This window comes from Sphingobium sp. B2 (assembly GCF_007693735.1).
In the GTDB taxonomy this organism is placed as follows: Bacteria; Pseudomonadota; Alphaproteobacteria; order Sphingomonadales; family Sphingomonadaceae; genus Sphingobium; species Sphingobium xenophagum.
This window is the reverse complement of sequence record NZ_VDBZ01000003.1, coordinates 375,438-390,323: the sequence shown is the minus strand read 5'-3', so window position 1 is coordinate 390,323 and position 14,886 is coordinate 375,438. Positions and strand designations below refer to the sequence as shown.

19 protein-coding genes are annotated in these 14,886 nt (G+C 62.6%); 14 read left to right on the top strand and 5 right to left on the bottom strand.

Annotated features, from left to right (window positions below; genetic code table 11):
• Position 1 precedes the first annotated feature (1 nt).
• Positions 2-388: a FliO/MopB family protein gene (locus tag FE851_RS20235; RefSeq protein WP_145206496.1), complete on the bottom strand. Its 387-nt coding sequence runs from the start codon at positions 386-388 to the stop codon at positions 2-4.
• Between the two features lie 15 nt (positions 389-403).
• A complete protein-coding gene (locus tag FE851_RS20230; protein ID WP_145206494.1) occupies positions 404-637 on the bottom strand; it encodes a FliM/FliN family flagellar motor switch protein in 234 nt (77 codons plus the stop codon).
• A 128-nt stretch (positions 638-765) separates the two neighbouring features.
• Here FE851_RS20230 and flgC point away from each other — a divergent pair, with 128 nt between their 5' ends.
• The 5 genes from flgC to flhB are packed head-to-tail and all read left to right on the top strand — an operon-like array spanning position 766 to position 3,600.
• Positions 766-1,173 carry a flagellar basal body rod protein FlgC gene (gene flgC / locus FE851_RS20225; protein ID WP_145206492.1) on the top strand — a complete coding sequence of 136 codons (408 nt, stop codon included), beginning with the start codon at positions 766-768 and terminating at the stop codon, positions 1,171-1,173.
• Between the two features lie 13 nt (positions 1,174-1,186).
• Positions 1,187-1,516 (top strand): flagellar hook-basal body complex protein FliE, encoded by a 330-nt coding sequence (locus tag FE851_RS20220; protein WP_145206490.1) that lies wholly within the window; start codon positions 1,187-1,189, stop codon positions 1,514-1,516.
• Positions 1,513-1,785 carry a flagellar biosynthetic protein FliQ gene (locus tag FE851_RS20215; RefSeq protein ID WP_409994516.1) on the top strand — a complete coding sequence of 91 codons (273 nt, stop codon included), beginning with the start codon at positions 1,513-1,515 and terminating at the stop codon, positions 1,783-1,785. Before FE851_RS20220 ends, FE851_RS20215 begins: the two co-directional genes overlap by 4 nt.
• A 1-nt stretch (position 1,786) precedes the next feature.
• Positions 1,787-2,542: a flagellar biosynthetic protein FliR gene (fliR, locus tag FE851_RS20210; protein ID WP_145206488.1), complete on the top strand. Its 756-nt coding sequence runs from the start codon at positions 1,787-1,789 to the stop codon at positions 2,540-2,542.
• 2 nt (positions 2,543-2,544) lie between these two features.
• Positions 2,545-3,600, top strand: a complete 1,056-nt coding sequence (flhB, locus tag FE851_RS20205; protein WP_145206486.1) for a flagellar biosynthesis protein FlhB — start codon at positions 2,545-2,547, stop codon at positions 3,598-3,600.
• 39 nt (positions 3,601-3,639) lie between these two features.
• Here the strand turns inward: flhB and FE851_RS20200 are convergent, their stop codons facing one another.
• The gene (locus tag FE851_RS20200; RefSeq protein ID WP_186378941.1) at positions 3,640-4,056 is read right to left on the bottom strand and encodes a flagellar assembly protein FliX; all 417 of its coding nucleotides are present in this window, start codon (positions 4,054-4,056) and stop codon (positions 3,640-3,642) included.
• A 157-nt stretch (positions 4,057-4,213) separates the two neighbouring features.
• Between FE851_RS20200 and FE851_RS20195 the strand changes: the two genes are divergently transcribed.
• From FE851_RS20195 to FE851_RS20180, 4 genes are read left to right on the top strand one after another with little or no spacing between them, the layout of a single operon-like run.
• Positions 4,214-5,254, top strand: coding sequence for a flagellar basal body P-ring protein FlgI (locus FE851_RS20195; RefSeq protein ID WP_261371138.1), 1,041 nt, complete (start codon positions 4,214-4,216; stop codon positions 5,252-5,254).
• On the top strand, positions 5,251-5,565 hold the full coding sequence (locus tag FE851_RS20190; RefSeq protein ID WP_409994515.1) for a rod-binding protein: 315 nt from the start codon (positions 5,251-5,253) through the stop codon (positions 5,563-5,565). Before FE851_RS20195 ends, FE851_RS20190 begins: the two co-directional genes overlap by 4 nt.
• Positions 5,562-5,996, top strand: a complete 435-nt coding sequence (locus FE851_RS20185; RefSeq protein ID WP_145206480.1) for a flagellar protein FlgN — start codon at positions 5,562-5,564, stop codon at positions 5,994-5,996. The genes FE851_RS20190 and FE851_RS20185 overlap by 4 nt, the downstream gene beginning before the upstream one ends.
• A 41-nt stretch (positions 5,997-6,037) precedes the next feature.
• The gene (locus FE851_RS20180; protein WP_145206478.1) at positions 6,038-6,301 is read left to right on the top strand and encodes a hypothetical protein; all 264 of its coding nucleotides are present in this window, start codon (positions 6,038-6,040) and stop codon (positions 6,299-6,301) included.
• A 73-nt stretch (positions 6,302-6,374) separates the two neighbouring features.
• Here the strand turns inward: FE851_RS20180 and FE851_RS20175 are convergent, their stop codons facing one another.
• Both FE851_RS20175 and FE851_RS20170 read right to left on the bottom strand, forming a co-directional pair.
• Positions 6,375-6,794 carry a flagellar basal body protein gene (locus FE851_RS20175; protein ID WP_261371104.1) on the bottom strand — a complete coding sequence of 140 codons (420 nt, stop codon included), beginning with the start codon at positions 6,792-6,794 and terminating at the stop codon, positions 6,375-6,377.
• Between the two features lie 15 nt (positions 6,795-6,809).
• On the bottom strand, positions 6,810-9,491 hold the full coding sequence (locus FE851_RS20170) for a hypothetical protein (RefSeq protein WP_261371103.1): 2,682 nt from the start codon (positions 9,489-9,491) through the stop codon (positions 6,810-6,812).
• Between the two features lie 173 nt (positions 9,492-9,664).
• Here FE851_RS20170 and FE851_RS20165 point away from each other — a divergent pair, with 173 nt between their 5' ends.
• The 5 genes from FE851_RS20165 to FE851_RS20145 all read left to right on the top strand — a co-directional run bounded on the left by FE851_RS20165 (position 9,665) and on the right by FE851_RS20145 (position 14,873).
• On the top strand, positions 9,665-10,684 hold the full coding sequence (locus FE851_RS20165; protein WP_261371102.1) for a flagellar motor switch protein FliG: 1,020 nt from the start codon (positions 9,665-9,667) through the stop codon (positions 10,682-10,684).
• 35 nt (positions 10,685-10,719) lie between these two features.
• The gene (locus FE851_RS20160; protein WP_186378940.1) at positions 10,720-11,487 is read left to right on the top strand and encodes a FliH/SctL family protein; all 768 of its coding nucleotides are present in this window, start codon (positions 10,720-10,722) and stop codon (positions 11,485-11,487) included.
• Positions 11,488-11,569: 82 nt separating this feature from the next.
• On the top strand, positions 11,570-13,153 hold the full coding sequence (gene fliF / locus FE851_RS20155) for a flagellar basal-body MS-ring/collar protein FliF (protein WP_145206474.1): 1,584 nt from the start codon (positions 11,570-11,572) through the stop codon (positions 13,151-13,153).
• An 11-nt stretch (positions 13,154-13,164) separates the two neighbouring features.
• Positions 13,165-13,518, top strand: a complete 354-nt coding sequence (gene fliN / locus FE851_RS20150; protein ID WP_186378939.1) for a flagellar motor switch protein FliN — start codon at positions 13,165-13,167, stop codon at positions 13,516-13,518.
• Complete coding sequence (locus tag FE851_RS20145) at positions 13,518-14,873, top strand: sigma-54-dependent transcriptional regulator (protein WP_261371101.1); 1,356 nt, start codon at positions 13,518-13,520, stop codon at positions 14,871-14,873. The genes fliN and FE851_RS20145 overlap by 1 nt, the downstream gene beginning before the upstream one ends.
• Positions 14,874-14,886: the final 13 nt, after the last annotated feature.

Here is a 14,886-nt window from a genome sequence, read left to right as displayed (position 1 = left end):
CTTAAGCACTGGCGACCTCCAGCGTCGGCGTGCGGCGGGCATTGTCCTCACCCACGCGCTGCCACAGGCGCTCGATCGCCTGCGCCATCAGCATGGCATAGGGCGGAACCGGGCCGTCCGCTCCATCCGCCGCCGCCCGATCCACCACGACATGCCCTTCCGGGCTGAGCAGCAGCAAATGTTCCTGCCCATCGCGCCGGATCAGCAGCAGCGAGCGGCGCTGGTCGATCGTGATCCGCTCGACGATCTCCAGCCTTTGTTCACGCGCGGCGCCGACGCGGCCGGGCAGGCGGATGTCATAGCGGCGCACCAGCCACAAGGCGCCTGCCAGCATCCCCAGAACGAAAGCGAGTGCCCCGAACATGCGCAGAAGGGAAAAAAAGTCCATCTGACCGGCCTCCCTTTAACGCGCAGCGCGCAATATTTCGGTGACTTCTATCGACATGCGATCGCCCTCGACCTGGATCAGGCCCTTGGCCACCGGCTGCTGATTGACCAGTAAAAGCGTCGGGTCATCCTGCCGGCAGTCGAGCGGGATCATTGCGCCACGGCTCATTTTCACAATCTCGCGGATCGGCAGCATGGTTGATCCCAGCACAGCGGCCACTTCGATATCGATCCCTTGCAGGAACGCCATTGCATCATCCTTCACAGCGTTGGTCTGCTCGTTATAGGAAAAAAACTCCTCCTTGATCGCGCAGGTGGGAAAATCTTGCCTATAAAGGATGTCAGGGGGCTGGCCCCCGGAACTGACGAGGTAATCCTATGGGTATGGACCCCACCATTGCCGTCTCCGCATCCGGCCTTCGGGCGCAGTCGCTGCGCATGAAGGTGATTGCGGAAAATCTGGCCAATGCCGATTCCGTCGCAACGACGCCGGGTGGCGACCCCTATCGTCGCAAGGTCGCCACCTTCAAATCCGTTGTGGATGGCAAGGCGGGAGCGGGTGGCGTGAAGGTCAGCGGCGTTGTTGGCGACCGGACCGATTTTCCGCGTGTCTATCAGCCGGGCAACCCGGCGGCCGACGCGGCCGGCTATGTCCGCACCCCCAATGTCAACATGCTGCTGGAAACCGCCGATATGAAGGCGGCGCAGCGTGCCTATGAAGCCAATCTCAACGCGATCGAATCCGCGCGCAACATGACGATGCGCACGCTCGACCTGCTCAAGTAAAAGGAGGTTCATGATGTCAATCGGTTCGCTTGACGCGATCAGCGCCTATGGCCGCAATCCCCTGTCCGCACTGTCGCCGCTTGCGCGCGACAGTGGAGCGAAGAATGTCGGCGCAGGGACTGGCGCGGCCAGTTTTGGCGCGATGATCGGCAATATGGTCACTGAAACGGCGGGCAATCTGCATGCCGCCGAAAAGGCCAGCGCCCAGCAGGTGGCGGGCAAGGGCAATCTTATCGATGTGGTCACCGCGATTGGTGCGGCTGAGACTGCTCTCGACACGATGGTCGCGGTGCGCGACCGCGTGGTCAGCGCCTATGGCGAGATCATGCGGATGCAGATATGAGCGGCCTGTCGCCCGAAGATGTCATGGCTATTGCACGCGCTGCGATCATGCTGGTGCTGACGATAGCCGGGCCGATGCTGCTGACATCGCTCATTCTGGGCGTCGCGATCGGCCTGTTTCAATCGCTGACGCAGGTGCAGGAAATGACGCTGACATTCGTGCCCAAATTGCTGGGCATCAGCGTCGTGATGCTGATGTGCCTGCCGATGATCGGCCGGGCCATGGGCAGTTTCATGACGGAAATCTCCACCCGGATCATCAGCGGCTGACATGATCGAGGTGCTGCCTGGCGATGCGAGCGCATTCGTGTTGCTGTTTGCGCGTCTGGGCGCCCTGTTGATGAGTGTCCCGCTATTTTCCGAAGACGCCGTGCCGGGTCGCGTCCGGCTGCTCATGACGCTGGGCATGACGGCGGGCCTGTGGGGACTGCTTGGTCCCATGATGCCGCGCCTGTCGGGCGACGAGCCGCGCCTTGCCGCCATGCTGGTGACGGAATTGCTGATCGGGCTGGCCATCGGCATGCTGATCCGCATGATGTTCATGGCCATCACCATTGCAGGTGGGGTCATCAGCCTGCAGATTGGCCTTACCTCAGCATTGGTCGTCGACGCTTCTGCGGGCGGGCAGGTGCCCGTGCTCGCCAAGTTGATGAGCGTTGCCGCCGTGCTGATCTGCATGGGGCTGGGCGTCCATCATTTATGGATCGCGACGCTGGTTCACAGCTATACTCTTTTTCCCGTGGGCGCATTGCCACCCTCGCAAGATTTTCTCGATCTGGCCGTCATGACGGCGGGCCGGGCGATGGCGCTGGGCCTGGGCTTGTCAGCTCCTCTGGTCATTTACGGCCTGGTGTTCAACATGGCGCTGGGCCTTGCGTCGCGCCTGGCGCCAGCCGTCCAGATATTCTTCATCGCCCAGCCGCTCAATCTGCTTGGCGGCATTGCATTGTTCATGCTGCTCATCGGGTCCATGCTGGCGGCCTTCGCCAATAGCCTGGCGGACTGGACCATGGCGATCTGGGGCTGATCATGGCGGAACAGGACCAGAAAACCCACGCCCCGACCGATCAGAAGCTGGAGGATGCGCGCAAGAAGGGCGACGTACCCAGCGCCGCAGAAGTGCGTCATGCCGTCATGTTCGTCGCGATGCTTGCGCTGATGCTGGGCATGGGAAGCTGGACGGTGACGCGCATGTCCGTGCTTCTGACGGGCCTGTGGAGCCAGGCTGGCACGATGCGGATCGGGGCAGGGGGCAACAGCGATTTCGCCGCTGGCCTTATGTCTGCCCTCGCCGGGATCATGCTGCCGCCCCTGCTCATGCTGCTCGGCTTCGCCCTGCTGACCATGTTCGCACAGGGCCGCCCGAATTTCTCCACGACAAGGCTGAAGATCAAATGGGATCGCCTGTCACCCGCAGCCGGGCTCAAGCGCCTGTTCGGCGTCCGCGCCCTGGTGGAATTTGCCAAGACGCTGGCGAAGCTGCTGCTGGTGCTCATCGTTGTGGCCATCACCCTCTATCCGCATCGCGGCGCGTTCGACACGCTGATCGGCGCGTCGCCCCAGACCATCGGCGCGACAGCCGTGGCTCTGATCGTCGACATGCTCAAGGCGGCGGCCATGCTGGTCATCATCATTGCCGGGGCCGACTTTGTCTATCAGCGGCGCAGCTACATGAAGCGCATGATGATGTCGTTCCAGGAGATCAAGGACGAGCATAAGAAGAATGAGGGCGATCCCAAGATCAAGGCGAAGATCCGCGCAATCGCCATGCAGCGCGCCCAGCGCCGCATGATGGCGGCCGTGCCGACCGCGAGCGTCATCATCACCAACCCCACCCATTATGCTGTCGCGCTGCGTTACGACCATGGCGGCATGGTCGCCCCGGTCGTCGTGGCAAAGGGCGTGGACGCGGTTGCGATGAAGATCCGCGAAGTCGCCAATGGCGCAAACGTCCCCATCGTCGAAAGCCCGCCCTTGGCCCGTGCGCTCTTTGCATCGGTGGAGATCGATCATCCGATCAAGACCGAACATTATGCCGCCGTTGCGGAGATCATCAGCTATGTGCTGCGCCTGACGAAGCGATAGGGTTCCAGCCGCTTCAACTGCCTCGATACAGGTCGCTGGTCAGATGGAGCGGTCGAGCTTGGCGATTTCGACGCGGACACGCAGGTCGATCTGGTCGATCAGCGCCTCCAGTTCGGGGTCTCCGCTCGGTTCACGCTGTTCGGCCCACAGCCGCAACGCCTCGATCGGCAAGGCTTCCGTCCGCCCGATGGCAAGCGCCCGCTGCAATTTGTCGAGGGCGTCCAGCCCCTTTGCCGCGGCTCTGGCAGCTTTCTGTTTGCGCTCGGCAGCGGGCGTGGTCGCGCTCATTGCGACCAGCATCTGCACGGAACCGATAGTCGGATTGGCGATGTCGCCATGCGGCGGGACGGACTGCTGCGCGCCCATGTCGGTCACGCCGGCACCCGTCGCGGCAACCTTCTGCACGGCTGAAACCAGCAATCGCGGCAGCAATGCGCCCAGTCCGTCAATTCGCACAACTTTGCTCCCATGCGGCAATTTTTGCCCGCTTACTATCCTATAAGAAAATTGAAGACTGTTCGGACCGACATGAAGGACGCAAATGGGAATATTGTCGAAATCGCTGAAGGTCGCAGGCTTGGTCGCCGCCCTTTCGTGCGGCGCACCGTCCGCCATGGCCGGGTCGCGGATCAAGGATATTGTCGATGTTGAAAATGTCCGCTCGAACCAGCTGATCGGCTATGGCCTGGTTGTGGGTCTTGCGGGCACTGGCGACCGGATGCGCAATGCGCCCTTCACGCAGGAATCGATGCAGGCCATGCTGGAGCGGATGGGCGTCAACGTGCGCGATTCACAGATGCGGACCCAGAATGTGGCCGCCGTATCCGTCACTGCCCTTATGCCGCCCTTTGCGCGCGCGGGATCGACCATCGATGTCCAGGTCGCAGCGTTGGGCGATGCGACCAGCCTGCAGGGCGGAACGCTCATCGCCACATCGTTGCGCGCCATGGATGGTAACACCTATGCCGTCGCGCAGGGCAATGTCGCCGTGTCCGGCTTCAAGGCGCAGGGGGCCGCCGCCAATATCAGCCGTGGCGTATCCACCTCCGCCCGCGTGGCGGGTGGAGCCATTATCGAACGCGAAGTCCCTTTTACGTTCGGTTCGGCCAGCACGCTCAAGCTTGCGCTCAAAAATCCCGACTTTACGACCGCGCGGCGGATCACTGATGTCATCAATGGCAATTTCCGCGGCGCTGCACGAATGCTGGACCCCGCCACGGTAGAAATTGCCCCGGTCAGCACCGCGCAGGGCAGCGTCATGGATCTTGTCACGCGGATCGAAAATCTGTCGGTCGAAGTCGATCAGCCTGCCCGCGTCGTCGTCAACGAAGCATCGGGCACTGTCGTCATGAACAGTGAAGTCAAGATCAGCCCCGTTGCCATCGCTCAGGGCGGTCTGACCATCAGTGTGGCGGAAAATCCGGTCGCATCGCAACCAGCGCCCCTTTCGGGAGGCACGACGCAGTTGCTGCCCAGAACCCAGATCAGTGTCGATGACGGCGCAGGCAAGTCGCTCGCCATGCTGGAGGGCGCATCGCTGCGGTCGCTGGTGGGCGGCCTCAATGCGCTTGGCGTGTCGCCCCGTGATCTCATCACCATTCTTCAGGCTCTGCGCAGCGCTGGCGCGCTGCAAGCCGACATAGAGGTGCAATGATGGACATCATGCAATCCTTGCCGATCACGCCAGCATCGGCTCCGTCTGCTGCTGCAACCCGAACCAGGGCCGCCGCCGGGCCTGAGGCTATCGCGCGGGATTTCGAGGCCGTGTTCCTGGGCCAGATGGCGCAGATGATGCTGGAAAGCGTCGAGGTCGACCAGACGTTTGGCGGCGGCCATGGCGAGGAGATGTTCCGGGGTATCCTGGCGGAAAAGCTCGGCAGGGAATTTGCAGCTCGCGGGGGGATCGGCCTGTCCGACGCGGTACGCGCGCAGATCATTAGATTGCAGGAAGGAACACAGCCATGATCACGGCCATGATCGACGATCTGTTCGGGCTGGTGCATTCGCTCATCCAGGTAATGGAGGAGGAAAGCGAGACGCTGGCGCTGATGGGTCGCTGTCCGGGTCTTTCGGATCTGGCCGAGGCGAAGGGACAATTGGTCAATCGCCTCGAATCCAGCCTTGCCGCACTGAACCGGCGTTACGCCGACTGGCCACACGACATGGGTGATGAAAAGCGCGCGGAGATGGACCGGATACTGCACGACCTTAGAAATGCAGCCAAGGTCAATGCCGACATTCTGCAACGCCAGATCGACTTGTCCGGCGACATGCTGTCCGCTGTCGGCCAGGAAATGCAAAGGCTGACTGGCCGTCGATCGGAATCCTATTGTCCCGCCGGGCGCGTGTCGTTGCGGGAGGGCAATGCACCGCTGTCGATCAACTATCGCCTTTGAGCGCCCTTGCCTGCGGCCCCGCAAATTGCGACAGGGGCGGCATGGACCTGGACGGCTTGCTGCATCACTATTTCGGGACGGACGATCCCGATGCCCTGGACGCCCAAGCGATCGAGCGTGGACGCGAACGGCTGTCGATCGACCTTGGCGTTGAACAGGATGGCCAGCGGCGGTTCGCGCTCTGGGCCTTGATGGAAGCGCTTGGCTTTGCGCCGGACCCGACCGAAGCATTCAAGGATGATCCGGATCTTCAGGCGGCGGCGCATAATCTGCGCAAGGCCGCGTGGCGGATCGAGCGGGACTGATCGCCTCTCCCACGAGCCTGCGTCCCGTCGCCATGGTCCGCCCGGCCGCCCTTCGGCGCACCGGGCGGTTTCGTTACGCGCTGCCGTTGCGGCCGAGCGCGGTTTTCAGAAGGTCCATCTGCTTGCGATAAAGGTTGGACATGGCGGCAAAATCCGCCTGCACATTGCCCAGTTTCAGCAATTGTTCTTCCAGCGTGACATTGTTGCCGTCCGGCTTCGTTTCGGTAACGTCATGGTCCAGCACGATGGCGCCAGACCGTGGTGCCTTAGCGCCCAGGCGGGCCATGCCTTCGCTCAGTTCCACCGTCGGCCTGCCGACCTTGCCCCCGCCACTTTGCACCATGCCAGCGAAACTGGGGGCGGCCATCTCCCGCGCCTTGTAGCCGGGCGTATCGGCATTCGCGACATTCTGGCTGATGACCTGTTGTTGCCTGTAAAGCTGGCGCATGGCCTGGCCCAGGCCGGAAATCAGCGATCCTTGGGAATTGGACATAGCGCTTCTACCTCCTCAAACGGCCAGAATATTGTTGATGCGCGACAGGGCGTCCTGATACCGCTCCAGTTGCGCCGACTGATATGCCGATACGGTGCCCGACTTGCCCAGCGCCAGATTGTTGACGGTCGCGGCCTTGCCATCGTCCCAGTAGAGGGAGCGATAGGCGGTCTGGGTCATCGAAATGGCGCTCTTGATTTGGCCCAGTGCTGCCTTTGCGGAATCTGCGCTGTCTAGCGCCAGCGATTCCGAAAGGCCCAGGCCATAGGCGCCACCTGGCATGACCTTCGGATCCTTCGGGCCACTCAGATTTGCGATCGAAAGCCGCCTTGGCGAGAGGCCAAGCTTGTCAAGCGCATCCTTGCCCTGTGCGCCCGCCATCAGTTCCACCGCAAAGCCCGTTTTGGCCTCGATCCGCAGGACAGATCCGGCGTCCGTCTTGGCTGTCGTCACCGCAATTTTCTTGCCAGTCGCGGACATCATGCGGGCGGCTAGCGTCGCCAGCGTATCATCGGCCTGAATGACGATCTTCTTCGTCGCGCCGCCCTCTACCTTGATGGCAAATTCGTCGCCTGCGCGCAGGCTGGTGTTGGCTGTCAGCCGGGCCGAAGCGCCCGAAAGCTGGCTACCGCTATGTAGGCCCAGCGCGTCGAGACTATTGTTGCCGCCGGTCATCGCCGACAGGCGAACCGCGCCGGTTTCCTTGCCGGCCAGACCGAACTGGCGGATCGAGCTGACGGTCGCGCTGGACGGATCGATCGCCGCGACGAAGCCGTCCTGCGTACCTGTCCGCGCCGCGCCCATGACGCCCCTGGTTCGGCCGCCCGCATATAATGTGCCGTTCATGAAGGAGAGGCTGTCGATCTGGTCGTCCGATCCGGTGCCCAGATAGCGCGTCGTCGCGGTCCCCAGCCCGCTGTCGATCATGGTGACGAAGCCGTCGCGGTCGCCGCTCAGGCTGTTGGCCTGCGTGCCTGACATGGCAGTGCGCGTCGCCCCGCCCACCGCTATTTCGCCATTGTCGCCGACCGCCAGAAAGCGGGCATCGCCGTCGCCAATGTCCAGCCGGCCGATTTCCGTGGCCAGCGATCCGGCGGCCAGGCGCATGACGCTGTTCGTTCCGCCGGTCCGCGCAAGGGACAGGAGGTTGCCATCCGCGTCTATCGCCAGCGCCTGGATGCTGTCCCCCGCGCCGCCGTCGATCAGCCGACGTTCCCGCACCACGCCGCCGCTGTCGATACGGGCCAGAAAGGCATCTCCAGCGCCGCTCGCCGCCTGTCCGCCGACATAGACCGTGCCATCGTCCGCCGCTACGATCGCCTTCGCGCTGTCGGCGCCAGTGGCCCGGACCAGTGTGGTCCATTCATTCTCGCCGGTTGCGCTGTAACGCGCAACCATCATGTCACCGTCGCTGTTCTGGCCATCGAACTGGCCTTGTACCGTCCCGGCGATGACGATGTCGCCATCATGGGTCAGGCTCAGCGCTGCACCTTCCGACCCGCCGGCCGCGCCCAGCATCTTTTGCCAGACGATATTGCCCTGACTGTCGAATTTGCTGAGGAACAGGTCCTTTTCGCCCGTCACCCGGTTCGATCCCATGTCGCCGGCCGATGTGCCCAGAACATAGGTCATGCCGCTCGCATCTGTCGCACTGGCCTGCACGGAAATGGCCGCATGGATCACCGGCTCACTGGGGGTCGTGCCTTTGACGGGCTTGGCGGCGGAAGCCAGCATCTTGGCCCGCGCCGTTGCCGCCGTGTCGAGCGCGGTGATGGAATTCAGGCTGTTCATTACATTGTCGCCGCCCGGATCGTCCAGCCGCATCAGCCCGACACGCGGCGCTCCGCTTGCGTCCTGACCATCCGCCGCAATCATCAACGCGTCGCCCGCATTGTCCTGCGTGATGGAAACATCTTCCAGGCGCGGCGACTTTATCTTGAATCCCCAGCTGTCGGTCATCTTGTCCGGGACGAAACGCACCAGCCATTTGGGCGTCGGATTGCCATTTGCGTCCAGCACCACGCTTCCGTCCGGGTTGCGCAGTGGCACTGCCGCGATCGCGCCGTTTATGGCGTCGGCGACGCTGTCGAGGGTAGGGGGCTGCGGCGTTCCGGCCAGATCGACCGTCACGCTGCCATCGCCATTGTAGGATTGGATCGCGAGGGTGAAGCGCTCCGTCCCGGTCAGGCCTGGAATGGGAGTCGAGCGGGTCGCTACCAGGCCCTTGCCGCTAACATCGCCCGTCACATTGACGGCCGGAATGGCCACACTATCGGCGCGACGCGCCGTCTGGGCAAAGGCCAGATCTAGCTTGTCAGAGGGCGCTTGCCCCAGGAAATTTTGCAGGTCGGAGAGGCCCTTGAGGAATGTCTTGTTGAGCGCCTGCCGCTGACTGTCGGTGATTGTCTTGGCACTGGCCGCTTCGGACAACAGACGCAGGCTGTCCAGCGCCTTGTAGGCGACGAAGCTGGTCCTGACATCGTCGGGCAGGCTGCTGTCCTTGGCTACCTTGGTGTCGATGATGGACGACAGTTTCTTGATCGCGCTGATCCGACTGCTGTCGGACTGGCTGGTTTTGCTGCTCTCCTTCCAGGGCGGGGTTGTGGCGGACAGGGTGAAATTCGCCTTCGCCTTGCGTACGGCAACGGAATCGGCGGTGATGCTGGTGTCGTTCGAATAGTAGGTGCTGAACAGCATATTGTCTCCCGACAACAGGCTGAGCCCCGCCAAACTGCTTGAGATACCTCCGCTCACTTTTTCCCCCATCATCACCAAAACAATCTCCACCTTCCTATAATAGGAGGGAAATGGCCCGCATTGCGGGTGGGGATTCATTTTTTGGGGTTAATCCGATGTCAGCCATGCTACCCATGACGACCGAGCCACCGGAGCTGAAACGCTATTCAGGACCGCAGCGTGCAGCCGCGCTATTGCTGGCGCTTGGGGCGGACAATGGATCGACGCTGTGGGAACAGATGTCGGTCGAGGAAATCAAGGAACTCTCGACCATCATGGCGCAGCTTGGCAGCGTGCCAGCGGCCGTCGTCGAACATCTGCTGCTGCAATTTTCGACCGAAGTGTCGACCATCTCCTCCCTGCACGGCTCCTACGAAACCACCGAGCGACTGTTGCAGGACGTGCTGGCGCCGGACCGTGCGAAACAGATTATGGAGGATATTCGCGGACCTTCCGGTCGGACGATGTGGGACAAGCTCTCCAACGTCAGTGAAGCCGTGCTCGCTTCCTATCTGCGCGGCGAATATCCGCAGACCGTTGCGGTCATCATGACCAAGCTGAAGTCCGAACATGCCGCGCGTGTCATGGCCGCATTGCCGCGCGATTTTGCGATCGACGTTATCCAGCGCATGCTGCGGATGGAGCCAGTGCAAAAGGAAATTGTCGGTGAGATAGAGGAAACGCTGCGCAACGAATTCATGTCGAACCTGTCCCGCTCGCAGCGGCGCGATCCGCACGAATTGATGGCGGAACTGTTCAATGCGCTGGACCGCAGCACCGAAGAAGCCATGTTGACTGCGCTCGACAACCGCGCGCCGGACTCGGCTGAACGGATCAGGGCGCTCATGTTCACGTTCGAGGATTTGGGCAATCTCCTGCCCCCGGCGATCGCAACCGTAGTGAAGAATGCCGACAAGCGGATGATGGCGCTCGCGCTCAAGGGTGCGCCCGAAGCCATGCGCACGCTGTTCCTGGGCGCGATGACCGAACGTGCGGCCAAGATGATGCGCGAAGACATGGCCTCGATGGGCCCGGTCCGCGCTCGCGAATGCGAAGAAGCCCAGTCGCAGCTCGTCCGGCTCGCCAAATCGCTGGCCGACCGCGGCGAAATCGTTCTGGTCGATCCCAAAAATGATGAAGCGATGATCTATTGATCCTGCCCGTCGACTAATCAGAGGATTTTGCAACGGTGGACGCCAGCTTTCATACCCGTCCCTTCACTTTCGACCGGGTCTTTCCCATCGCCGAAGCGGACGTGCCGGAAACGGCGCTCGACATGGCGCTGCGCATTGCCGCGCTCCATGCCGAACTGGAGGCTGTTAGGGCTGGCAATGCCGCCGCTGTGTCGATTGCGCGGGCGGAGGGGTTTGAGGCGGGCCTAAGCAGCGCTCGCGCTGACCGTGATACAGCCCTTTTGTCGGCGATCGACGCGCTTCAGGCCAGTCTGGAAGATATAGACGCGGTTCAGGCAGACGCACTGGCGCGGCTGGGGCGCGAAGCAGCGCTGACGGCCGTCGCGGCGGCGGACATCATGGCGGCACGCGCACTCGAACTCGCCCCCGCTGAAGCGATTGACGATGCGATCGGCCGGGTTTTGCTCCAGATCGCGCGAGGTCAGGAGGTCGTCATCAGCGTTCACCCTGACCTGGTGGAGGATGTTGAGGGCCGTATCACGCAACGTCAGGGCAAGGACCGTCGCAAGCTCAATCTGATCGTAGCCGCCGATCCTGCCCTTGCCATGGGCGACGCGCGCCTTCTCTGGGATACGGGCGGTCTTGAACTGGATGCTGACGCACGTCGATCGGCGGTTCTGGCCGAAATCGCGCCGCTGATCGCTGCGTCTGCGCCGGTGGTCCGGCCGGTCGCGGATGCATTTCAGGATGACGAAGCGACAAGGTGCATTGCCGATGATGGCGATGCCACGCCTGATGAGGACGACGCGGAAAAAATTGCCTAGGCACAAAACGTCGCCCGGCAATTTCTTCCTATAATGCTGACATGGGCGACATTCCCGTCCCCGCCGGGTTACCGAGGTCAGCTTGAACGCCATCCAGAATTTCCTGAGCCAGATCGGCACCCGCCGAATGTATCTTATGGGCGGGGTTGCCGTTCTTTTGCTGGCTACACTTGGCTTCCTGGCGGTGCGCGGCACCGGCAGCGACATGGATTTCCTTTATACGGACCTTGATCCATCGGCCGCGCAGACGATCGCGACGAAATTGTCCGCCCAGGGCGTGCAGTTCCAGCTGTCTGGTGATGGCACCGCGATCATGGCGCCAAGGGAGCAATTGCCCCAGTTGCGCATGAGCATGGCGGGCGACCAGATCGGCGGCAAGATCGGTTATGAAGTGCTGGACAGCGCCACGCCTTTCGGCCTTTCGGCGGCGCGCGAAAAGATCGACGAGACCCGCGCGATCGAAGGCGAGCTGGCACGGTCCATTTCCACTCTGGAATCGGTATCCAACGCCCGTGTCCATATTGTCATGCCCGAACGCGCGCTGTTCGCTACGGAAGGACGAAAGGCGACGGCGGGCGTGACGCTCCGTACCCGCGGCCCGCTGGCGGCTGAAAATATCCAGGCCATCCGCTATCTCGTGTCAGCGTCCGTGCCCGAACTGTCGCCTGAATCGGTGTCGATCATCGACCAGACCGGCCGCCTGCTGGCGCGGGCTGGCGAAGCCGGCACAGGCCAGACCGACGAACTTCAGGCCGCGACAGAAGCGCGCCTGCGCGAACAGATTGAAAGCCTGATCGAACCAATCGTGGGCATGGGCAAGGTCCGTGCGGAAGTTTCCGCCGAGATCGACCGCGACCAGCGCCGCGAGGAATCCCAGGTCTTTGACCCTGACAAACAGGTCATTTCCCATCAGGTGACGGTGGAAAGCGGCGACCAGAGCCAGGAAAATGACTCAGGGTCCGATGGCGCCACGGTGTCCAACCAGCTGCCCGACGCAACCGGCGCCTTTGGCGGGGGCAATTCGGGTCGCAAATCCAACAGCAACGAAACGTCGGAAGACACCAGCTATGACAATAGCCGTACCAATATCGTATCGGTACGCCAGCCTGGCGCGATCAAGCGCCTGACCGTTGCGGTGATGGTGGACGGTGGCGCCAAGGGGCTACCCACCCAGCAATTGCAGCGCATCACCCGGCTGGTGGAAAATGCTGTCGGCTACAAGGCTGATCGGGGTGACAGCGTGGCTGTGGAAAGCATGGCCTTTACGCAGCCCGATGAAATGACCGACATGGGCAGCATCCTGTCCAGCCTGCCGATGGATCATATCTTCACGGTGCTCAAACTGCTCGTGATCGGCGGGATTGGCCTGTTCGCTCTCAAAATGCTGCGGACGCGCGGTGCGGCCGATGTGAGTGCACCCACGCAGACTGCCAATCCCATTCAACTGGCGACGGAGGCCGGTGCCGCTACCCAGCTGCCCGGCGCTGGCCCGGTGGGTGCGCTGACCAGCGATGGCCCGTCGCACATGGCCCAGATCGATCATGAAATCGCGCTCGCCCAGGTGGAAGGGGGCATCAAGGCCTCCTCGCTGCGGCGCATCGGCGAAACAATTACCGCCAACCCTGCTGAATCGGTTTCCGTCATTCGCCAGTGGATGAATAGCTGATGGAGAAAAATATGGATAATGCCACCGGCTCCGGCAGCATGGCCAGCGACGCGGCCAGTGCGCTGACGTCGCCCGCCTCTGCCTTCGACATGCCCCAATCGTCGGCCTGCGACGATAAAATGGCGCAGGGCCTGGATGCGGTCTTCGACGTCCCCGTCCGTGTACAGGCGATATTGGGGCGCGCCAGGATGCCGATCGTTGATCTCATGGCCATGAAACCGGGGACGGTCGTCGAACTCGACCGTCGGATCGGCGAGTCCGTGGATATTCTGGTCAACAACCGTCTGATCGCACGCGGCGAAGTCGTGATGATCGACAATATGCTCGGCGTGACGCTGACGGAAATCGTGCGGCAGGACAATTGATGGTGAACAAGGAACAGACGCCCGTTCGCATGCTGCTGCTGGGCAAGGCTGGCAGCGCGTTTCGGCTGGCGGCCGACATGGCGATAGAGGCCGGGGCGGAAGTCACCCCGTTCGACGATGCACAGGCCGCGATTGATCATCTGCGCGTCACAGGCAGCGATATGGTGATGGCGGACGTGGATCTGGATGTGCCTGCTTTCATTGGGCAGTTGCGCGCAGAGCGGTTTGCCGTGCCGGTGCTGGCCTGCGGCATTGCAGCGCCGGCGGAACGGGCCGTGGCGGCGATCCGCGCCGGGGCGAAAGATTATGTCCCGCTGCCCCCCGACCGGGAACTGATCGCGGCAGCGATCGCATCGGTCGCACGTCGTGGCCGTACGGAGATTATCGGGCAATGCCCGGCGCTGGTTCAGGCGATGCATTTCGGCCTGGCCATGGCGCCCGCATCGGCGGCGATCCTGGTCCGGGGTGACGCCGGTACTGGCAAGGAAATGATGGCGCGGGCCATCCATGATGCATCGCGTCGCGATGGCCCGTTCGTGACGGTCGAATGCGGCGGCGTCAGCGAAGACATGCTGCATGCCGAATTATTCGGCTATGAGAAAGGCGCATTTGACGGCGCGGTGTCGCGCCGGACGGGCCGGATAGAGCAAGCCCGGCTGGGTACGCTTTTCATCCGCGAAATCGGCGGCATGGCGCCTTCAGTTCAGGCCCGCTTGATGGATCTGCTGCGTGAAGGACGGTCGGGCATGCTCTCGACCGCCCGGACCGGCGGCGCTGCGCGTCTGATCGCGAGTAGCAGCGTGGAATTGCGGCAATTGGTGGCGGATGGCCATTTCCGTGCCGACCTGCTCAATCATCTGGGGATGATCGAAGTCACGCTGCCGCCCTTGCGCAGCCGGGGGTCGGACATCGGCCTGCTTGCAGCGGCCTTTGCCAGTGAGGCAGCGCAGCGTGACGGGCTGCCGGTGCCGTCAATCTCGCCTGATGCCCTGCATCTTCTGCAAGCGCATGACTGGCCCGGCAATGTCCGCGAACTGGAGGCTGTGATGGTCCGGGCAGTCCTGCTGGCGCGGGGCGGCACGATCACTGCACAGGCTATCGTCTTGCAGGATGGTCGCCAGTTCGGCGCGTCTGCCATGCCGACCGCTGCGCAGTTCGACGCGAACGGATTACCGGTCGATGGTCTGGTTGGCCGCTCGATGGCGGACGTCGAACGCGCGCTGATCCTCCAGACGCTGGAACATTGCAGCGGCAATCGTACCACCGCGTCGACCATATTGGGCATCTCGGTGCGCACCATGCGCAACAAGCTGCGCAGCTTCATCGATGCTGGCTACTCCGTCGCGCCATTTTGATTGAGGGACTGAG